This is a genomic window from Methylobacter sp. BBA5.1 (assembly GCF_000746145.1).
In the GTDB taxonomy this organism is placed as follows: Bacteria; Pseudomonadota; Gammaproteobacteria; order Methylococcales; family Methylomonadaceae; genus Methylobacter; species Methylobacter marinus.
The window spans coordinates 104,410-112,624 of record NZ_JQKS01000021.1 but is presented as its reverse complement, the minus strand read 5'-3'; the positions used below and the strand labels follow the sequence as shown (position 1 = coordinate 112,624).

General features: G+C 55.3%; 6 protein-coding genes and 1 pseudogene. 1 reads left to right on the top strand and 6 read right to left on the bottom strand.

Going from position 1 to position 8,215, the window contains the following annotated elements:
- From EK22_RS14055 to EK22_RS14030, 6 genes and pseudogenes are all read right to left on the bottom strand, one after another.
- A pseudogene (locus EK22_RS14055) lies at nt 1-230 on the bottom strand (IS110 family transposase); the annotation flags it as partial.
- Nucleotides 231-681: 451 nt separating this feature from the next.
- Nucleotides 682-3,399 carry a cation-transporting P-type ATPase gene (locus EK22_RS14050; RefSeq protein ID WP_036251998.1) on the bottom strand — a complete coding sequence of 906 codons (2,718 nt, stop codon included), beginning with the start codon at nt 3,397-3,399 and terminating at the stop codon, nt 682-684.
- 201 nt (nt 3,400-3,600) lie between these two features.
- Nucleotides 3,601-4,095 (bottom strand): DUF4188 domain-containing protein, encoded by a 495-nt coding sequence (locus EK22_RS14045; protein ID WP_036251996.1) that lies wholly within the window; start codon nt 4,093-4,095, stop codon nt 3,601-3,603.
- A complete protein-coding gene (locus tag EK22_RS14040) occupies nt 4,092-4,439 on the bottom strand; it encodes a hypothetical protein (RefSeq protein ID WP_036251994.1) in 348 nt (115 codons plus the stop codon). Before EK22_RS14040 ends, EK22_RS14045 begins: the two co-directional genes overlap by 4 nt.
- A 55-nt stretch (nt 4,440-4,494) precedes the next feature.
- A complete protein-coding gene (locus tag EK22_RS14035) occupies nt 4,495-4,788 on the bottom strand; it encodes a putative quinol monooxygenase (RefSeq protein WP_020157401.1) in 294 nt (97 codons plus the stop codon).
- A 524-nt stretch (nt 4,789-5,312) separates the two neighbouring features.
- A complete protein-coding gene (locus tag EK22_RS14030) occupies nt 5,313-6,317 on the bottom strand; it encodes a mechanosensitive ion channel family protein (protein ID WP_036251991.1) in 1,005 nt (334 codons plus the stop codon).
- Nucleotides 6,318-7,662: 1,345 nt separating this feature from the next.
- On the opposite strand from EK22_RS14030, the gene EK22_RS24290 reads away from it, so the two are divergent.
- Nucleotides 7,663-8,139, top strand: coding sequence for a cell envelope integrity TolA family protein (locus EK22_RS24290; protein WP_152565112.1), 477 nt, complete (start codon nt 7,663-7,665; stop codon nt 8,137-8,139).
- Nucleotides 8,140-8,215: the final 76 nt, after the last annotated feature.

Here is an 8,215-nt window from a genome sequence, read left to right as displayed (position 1 = left end):
TAACGGGCATTCAGCAGCACGACCTGATGCCCCAGCTTAGTCAGTTCTCTCCCCCAATGATGGGCTCCGCCGCAAGCTTCTATGCCAATCAGACTCGCCGGGTAATTGGCGAAAAAAGCCAGCAATTCTGCTCGCTTGAGCTTTTTCCTGATCGCTTTGCCCTCGGCGTTCAGGCTATAGCAGTGAAAGATGTTCTTTGCGATGTCCAGGCCAACTACATTATCATTCATTTCGGGCTCCTCTTTGCTCCGTTGTTTATTGTTGGGTGCATTATGACACCGTGGGAGTGAAGAGGAGTCCATATCATCATCCTATGTTTAAACAGGTAAATTATTTATGACCAGATCCTTAGCGTTTTTCGGCCGGGTCAGTGTCTTGGGGAGTTGCCTGTGTTCGCGTCATTCCGGCTAATAATGGAAGGATGCGGGTTTCACAGGCTTTCGTTCAAGACAGGAATTCTTGTTTTGAGTTTCGATCCAGTGACGAGTTCAGTCAAAATGGCAGCGCCGAAGCCTGATACGCATTATTAATGCAGAGCTTGGCCAGCAGCCATGGGTATGTGATGCACAGGAAGCTGCATCACCTCATGAATGATGCAGCTTCCTGCGTCTCGTGGAGCGCCTGCTCCGGGGCGGGACATTCTATGCGCTGAGTGGACAACGCCATGCCGAAAAGCCGGCATTAGCGGCGTCTGGCCGGCCGGTCCGGTTTTAAGTGCCTGATAAAAAACTTTTCGATCTCAACCAGTACAAATACGCTGGACGCAACCGTAATGATCATTCCCCAGGTGTGCAGATCGATGGCTACCGTTCCGAATAGCAGTTGCATCGGTTGCCAATAGGTAAACGCCAGCTGAAACAAGGCAAGCAGTATGACCGCCAGCCATACCAGCGGGTTGCCGAACAGGCCACGCAGGTTCAGCACGGAATTGTGCAGATAACGGCTATTGAAGACGTAAAAAGCTTCAAAAGCGACCAGGGTGTTGGTCGCCACCGTGCGCGCTTCTTCTATCGGCGCCCCCTGCGCTTGCTCCCAGAGAAACAAACCGAAGGTGCCGGCCACAATAATCAGCGATACGAAGACGATGCGCCAGATCAGAAAAGCCGACAGCAACGGCTCATTCGGTTTTCTGGGCACGCGTTTCATGATGTGCTGTTCCGGCGGCTCAAAGGCCAGGGTCAGTGCCAAGGTCACGGCGGTAATCATGTTGACCCATAAAATCTGCACGGCCGTAATCGGCAGTTCCCTGCCCAGGACGATAGCGGCGATAAGGGTAAAGGCTTCGCCGCCGTTGGTCGGCAGAATAAAAATAATCGACTTTTTCAGATTATCGTAAATGCTGCGGCCTTCTTCCACGGCATGGGCAATGGAGGCAAAATTGTCATCCGTCAGCACCATTTCACTGGCCTCCTTGGCGACCTCGGTCCCTTTTTTGCCCATCGCCACACCGACATCCGCCCGTTTCAACGCGGGCGCGTCATTAACGCCGTCGCCGGTCATGGCGACGACCTGGCCGGCCGCCTGAAGCGCCGTCACCAGGCGCAGCTTGTTTTCCGGATTGGTACGGGCAAAAACATCGACGTTGCGGATGGCGCCGGTGAGTTCGGCGTCGCTCAGTTTATCGATGTCTTCGCCGCTCAGTACCGCGTTGCCGCCGATGTTCATCTGGGCCGCAATCGCGGCCGCCGTGACGGCGTGATCGCCGGTTATCATCTTGACGCGAATGCCGGCGTCTTGGCAGTCTTTGACCGCTTTGACCGCTTCCGGGCGCGGCGGATCGATCATGCCGACGATGCCGATTAACGTCAGTCCGGTTTCAATGTCGGCAAAACCGATTTGCCTCTGCGAGTCGGCCGTCGTCTTGAACGCGATCGCCAGCAAGCGTTGGCCGCGGCCGGCCATGACGTGCATGGTTTCATGCCAGTGCTTCAGATTGATGGGCCCATCCTCGCCGCTGTTGCGTTGCTGGCTGCACATGCTCAGCACGCGTTCCGGCGCTCCTTTGACGAAGATAAAGGCGTGGCCGCTGTGGTCGTGATGCAAGGTGGCCATATAGCGATGTTCCGATTCGAACGGAATAATATCGATCATCGGCATTTCCTGCTTGAGAAAGTCAGGATCCAGATGGGCTTTATGGGCCAGCGTCAATAATGCGCCTTCGGTCGGGTCGCCGTGAATCCGCCAGTTGCCGGCTTTGTGCTCCAGGCGGGCGTTATTGCACAGTGCGCCTGCCCGAAGCAGTTCGCGCAGGTTGGGATGTTCGTCTACGGCTATGGCTTGATTGTCCAGCTCAAAGCCGCCGTGGGGATCGTAGCCCACGCCTTCGACGGTGTACTGCTTGTGGTCGGCGAACACGGTCTTGACGGTCATTTCGTTGCAGGTCAGCGTGCCGGTCTTATCCGAGCAAATCACCGTCACCGAGCCTAATGTTTCGACCGCCGGCAGGCGCCGGATGATGGCATTGCGTTTGGCCATGCGCTGCACGCCGATCGCCAGGGTAATGGTCATGATGGCCGGGAGGCCCTCCGGGATGGCGGCCACGGCCAGCCCTACCGCCGACATGAACAGGTCTTTTACGGACGAGTGCTGGACGTACCAGCCGTAAGCGAAAGTGCCCGAGGCGAGCATGATAATGGCAAAGGTCAGCCAGTGGCTAAAGCGGGCAATTTGCCGCAATAGCGGCGTAGTAAGTTGCGAGACTGTACGCAGCATCGAGCCGATGCGGCCAATCTCGGTTTTATCGCCGGTCGCGACCACGATGCCCAGCGCCGTGCCATAGGCGACCAGCGTGCCGGAGTAGGCCATGCAGAAACGGTCGCCCAAGGCGGACACCACATCGATTGTCTGGGTATTTTTTTCTACCGGCACGGATTCGCCAGTGAGCATGGATTCATCGATACGCAGGTTTTTCACCCGCGTCAGGCGCAAATCGGCTGGCACTTTATCACCGCTCTCTATGACTACGATGTCGCCGGGAACCAGGGCTTCCGCGGCTATCAGGAAATTTTTGTCATTACGCCGCACCATCGCCTGGTGCGTGAGCATATTGCGAATGGCATCCAGCGCTTTTTCCGCCTTGCCTTCCTGTATGAAGCCAATGATTGAATTGATCAGGACCACGCCCACAATCACGCCGCTGTCTATCCAGTGCCCGATCGCCGCCGTGACGGCGCCGGCAATCAGCAATACATAAATCAGTACGTTATGGAACTGGCTGAGGAACCGCCTGATCGGGCCGCGGCCTTTTGTTGCCGTCAGCTTATTCGCGCCATGGCGGCGAAGGCGTTTTTCAACTTCCTGCTCGCTTAACCCCTGCTCGGAACTGGAAAGAGCTTCATAAACGTCTTCGACAGGCAGGGCATGCCATGGCCGGTTTTTCGGATGCTTTTTTGCTTTCATAATTTTTTTGTTTTTTATTTACTTGCAACAACTTTATAGAGTGACTTCCAAGTGCGGATTTTGTCAACCTGACGCACGATGCTTGCATGCGGGAGAAAGGGAGGGTGATCTGGCTGAGTCGTCGGTGGCGTATTGCGAAAAACACTATCGGCGGCGTCGAAATGCCGGAGGGCAAGCCGGCCTGAAGCCGCCAACGGCTTGTCAGGTATCAGTATTTTGCTTGAGCGTCAGTCTTCCACGCGCAGTCTCTCTATATCCCGTGGCCGGCACGAGCGTACCGGCAACACCCAGGCCGAACCGGGGCATGCCGCTGTACGCGGTCTCGTATTCGCCGGCTCTTATCTGGTAGGTTTCGTGCCATATGCCAACGTCGCCGCGACTCTTGCTCACCGACTCATTAAAGGCTTTCCAGGCGGGAAGATGGGCGTTGTCTTTGCTTCGGGCATAGGCTTCCAGCTGGTCGAACGAGCGCCAGTACTGAACGCTCAAGCGGAGGCCGCTGATGTGGTTCAGCATTCCGAGTTCCGGGTGGGCCTCAAGCTCCCTGATCATTTTCGGCATGGCGGAAAACACGGGCCACCAGCTACGCACTTTCCAGGGCTTGTTAATCCGCATGCCGATGAGGAAGACGACGAAATCGCCTTCGATTTCGGCGCTCATGCGGTCGGTGAATAAATTGTCTATGGCATCGCTCATTCGTTTCTCCGCAGAACCGTTAGAATTTGTAAATTCAAGGCAATCAGAAACAGGCCCGCGCGCGTGGCATGGGAGTATTCCCACTGTTTTCGGAGATCCGCCCAGTTGCCGGGCAAGCGCGTCCAGTTGGCCGTCTGCTGATTGGCCGGATAGGTGAACAGGAAGAACACGGCCAGGGCGGCCGCGATACAAAGCAAGGCCCAGCCCCGGTAGATTTGCTGGACGGTCAGGTAATCCTCGCGGGACAGAGTGATTTTGTTCGGCAATTCCAGCGCGTGAGCCAGCGCGACAGCCAGCGCCAGCGCCGTGAACAGGAAACTGACAAAACGCAGGGTCTTCAACATCGTCGTTCACCTTTTTGCATAAGCGCGTACCGCGGCTTGAGATGTCGGATTTGTTTTATGATGCCTGGTCCTCGCATGTTATCCAGCGCTCCCGGGGGCGGGCGAGAAGCGCGATGAGCTGGCGGATGGTTTCGGAATTCTGGTATTTTTCCCGGACGGCATCCGCGTCCGCGCGGCTTCGCCAGTCGGCGATGGCGATGATGTGCCCCGGCTCGTCCTGATCGATGAAAAGCCGGTGCGAAACATAACCGTCAAAGCGGCGCATGTCCGACCATACCTGACGCGTGAGGCGGAGGCCTTGTTCTTCCGTACCCGGCTTTAACCAGGTATCCCAGATAACCGTAATCATTTGTTTTCTCCGATATATTTCAGCGTAATGTAATTCGGCTGTCCGCTAACCATTAAACTAAGCGGCCAGGGATGCGTCTTCGGCAGTCGCCTGCCAATTATTCAAGTGTTGCCTTGAAACCTTGCCCGACAAACGGGCTTAATGAAGCTCCGTTCATGGCACATGAGACACAGCGCTGATAGGAGTGTCTCTTGATGCTCTGGATCTTGCCGCCTATTCTGCCTGATGTTCCGCAGGGATCGTTTATATCCTGCTTGCCGCGCTGGCGACAGATTGTTAGAGCGATCTTTATTCAATTTACACTGACCACATCGCTTGAGTGGCAGTGCGCGCGTAGGTGCGAATTTATTCGCACTAAACTGTGTAATAGCAGGCGTTTGGTGAATTCGAGCCACCCGCAACCTGATGCCTCCAGATCCGTGAATTTTTACCCCAAGTATTCAGCCGGGGTCAAGCCATTCAATTTTTGCGCATGGAGTCGCCGTTCGGATTGATCCTGTGCCGGCAAGGCACCGGCCAGGGCTTCACGGATTTTGATCCGTTTCATGAGGGCTGGCGCTGCGTTCCGCTGAACGGGCTTTATTCAGAGCACGCAGGGCATCGACGATGCGCGCCGGACGCGGGACTTCGCCTTTGCCGGGCGGCCAGCCCTCGCGCTGGCGGGAACGGTCGCCGTCGGATTCCTCGGTCTGGTCGTGGAAAAGAATCTGCTGAGTCGGGAACGGCAGATCGAAGCCTTCGGATATCAGCGCGTTGGCAACCTTTTCCAGAACAACATCCAGGGCGTTGAGGCTTTCGAACCGGCGCGGCGGCTGTACCCACCAGCGTAAGCGGATAGTGACGCTGCTATCAGCCAGGTTAACGACCAGCGCATCGGGTTCCGGGTAATCGAGCGCTTCGGGAATCTCGCGCACGGTGTCGAGCAGGATACGCTTGGCATGGGCGATGTCGTCGCCGTAGCCGATGTTGATGTCATACTGGAGGCGCCGCTTCTTGTAGGCGGTATTCACCGTGACCGAGTTGGTGAAAAGATTGGAATTGGGAATCACGACACGCCGCCCGTCGTAGGTTTTGATGAAGGTGGCGCGGGTCTGGATGTCCTCGACCGTACCCTCGAAATCGTTGAGGATGATCTGGTCGCCGATGCGGAAGGGCTCGGCCAACAGCAGCAGAATCCCGGCCAGAAAATTTTGCAGGATGTCGCGAAAGGCAAAGCCGATGGCGACGCTGGACAGCCCCAGAATGTTGACGAGCTCGCCGGGTGTAAAGCCGGGAATGGCGATGACCAGGGCAATGAGCAGGCCGAAGAAGATAATCAGGCCATAACTGAGCCGGCCCATGACCAGGCCCAGATTGTAGTGGCGGCGGTTGCGCTGCGTGACGGCGCGCACGGCCGCGCGTATGCCCTTGCCGATGAACAGAAAAATAACAAAGACAACGACAGCGATAGCGAAATAGGGCAGCCTTTCAATAAAGCCGTTGACCATCGCCTGCACGGAGCCGGTCGCTTCGCTAAGGTTGAATTTCATAGCCTGCCTCCATCGCTGTTTCGCGGCAAAAGACCGTTTGGCGTGAAAGGGCGGCTACCGGTGCCCGGATTGTCAGGCCCGGGCGCGCGGAACGGCGACGTCCCATCGGTTTCCTTCACGGCCGGGCGCATGTTTGCCAGCCTTTCTTCATGACCGTTCGGTCGGGTTCACTCTTTTCGAGTTTTAATCATGTTGCTGGCGCTGTCGCGCAAGCGCTCAAGCCGGCCCTGGAAAACTACTTCCTGACGTTACGCACAGACAGAGGCTCATGCCGTCCGCAGCGTCGAACATGGACATTGTTTCCCTGACCGGCCGGGTTTATAAATGGGGGCAACCGCAGTAGTGGGAGCGATGCCTACATCGCGATTCAATACCACCCGGCAAGTCGCGATGTAGGCATCGCTCCCACAGGGACGGCCTTAGGCCTGAAGGAATGGCGGAGGAAGTTTTTTGACCGAATCCGCCCCTGCCGGCGCCTGAGTCAATTGTCTGCGTAACATCAGTTACTTCCTTGGACAAGGCGGTAACGCGCAAATTCCACTGGTTTGGCATCGCTTGTGCCAGCCGGTTTCAGCCGTTGTCCGGATCTGTTTGATGGGCTGGTTGTTGATTGGGTTCAAAGCGATATGCCGGAGCCCTAACAAAAAAATAACAAGTCAGTAACAACTTACAATAGTAAATTAGCTTATACTGATGCTCAGCACCAGTTAAGAACCGTTGACTGAGAATTAACGGCTATTAAATTGTGCCGCGGGCCTTTAGCGGCGTTATTGATCATTAACTAAGGAACGTGAATTTTATAATTCCCGCAACTGACTTGTCTTTCCGTCCCTCTTCGGCGTTGCCTACAGGGATGTAGGTAAGGGGCGTGAGCAGGAGCGGAAGCTTTGCGCAAACAGTTACATAGCTGGCTATGCGCCTGTTTGCGCGCCTCGGCAACTGCTCCATGCGTTGCTCTACCTCCTGCATCCATGCAGTCGTTGAACAGGAACAGAAATCCTGCCTCATTTGCGGGTCTTATTTCATTCCCGTTCCTAATCAACAAATAATACGAAGCCGGCATGTAATAAATGAATATATTCAGTTCCATTTGAGCACTAGTACTCAGTCAATTTAATTATGGCGGATAAGCTGTAGGTGCGAATTCACCTGTGCCCTTTAGAGTATTCGCACTATTCGCATGCCATGAATGCTCTGCAACTTTTTACTCGCCAGAACAAGACTGACTGAGTACTAGTTTAACCAACTTTTACAGCCCTTGGTCGGGCCGGCTCTTTGCTGAAGTCCGGCTAAGGTGTTTCTGAATGCCGGGTTTATCAACCTGGCTTACCAAGGGGGTAAAACCATGCACAACAAACAAATACTTCAAGGATTACTGATCGTTTCGGCTTTAGTGTTGACGGTGCCTGGCCATGCCGGAGCCGGTGGCGGCGGCAGGGGCGGCGGGCAAGGCGCGGGCGCGGGTGGCGGCCCCCAGCAGGGACGCTTTGACCAACTGCGCCAGCGTCAGGAAAATCAAATGCGCGAACGAGGGCAAGATCAGCAGAAGCGATTTGAAGAACAGCGCGGCAATCTGCGGCAGGATACTGACAAATTCCAGGAAAGGCAGGAGCAACAAATTCGGGAAAGAATTCATCAGGATCAGGGTAGCGGGCAGCAAATCCGCGAGCGCAGCGAACAACAAATCAGGGAAAGAACTGATGCGTCTGGCATGGAGCAAAGACAGCGGCAAATGGAAAACATCCGCCAGCGCACCGAGGGTAAAGCCAATGGCGACGCGCCCGGCGCTCAAAAACGCTGGTGGTGGCCATTTGGAGAATAAAGTTTTATCCATTCGTTAAGAGAAAAGGTGAAGTACAAGGCGAGTGCTTCACCTTTTTTTGTTTTCAATGTTTATC

What these genes read in the sequence shown, in the direction of transcription:
- EK22_RS24290 (WP_152565112.1), top strand. Translation starts at nt 7,663, where the DNA reads ATGCACAACAAACAAATACTTCAAGGATTACTGATCGTTTCGGCTTTA.
- EK22_RS14030 (WP_036251991.1), bottom strand. Translation starts at nt 6,317, where the DNA reads ATGAAATTCAACCTTAGCGAAGCGACCGGCTCCGTGCAGGCGATGGTC.
- EK22_RS14040 (WP_036251994.1), bottom strand. Translation starts at nt 4,439, where the DNA reads ATGTTGAAGACCCTGCGTTTTGTCAGTTTCCTGTTCACGGCGCTGGCG.
- EK22_RS14045 (WP_036251996.1), bottom strand. Translation starts at nt 4,095, where the DNA reads ATGAGCGATGCCATAGACAATTTATTCACCGACCGCATGAGCGCCGAA.
- EK22_RS14050 (WP_036251998.1), bottom strand. Translation starts at nt 3,399, where the DNA reads ATGAAAGCAAAAAAGCATCCGAAAAACCGGCCATGGCATGCCCTGCCT.
- EK22_RS14035 (WP_020157401.1), bottom strand. Translation starts at nt 4,788, where the DNA reads ATGATTACGGTTATCTGGGATACCTGGTTAAAGCCGGGTACGGAAGAA.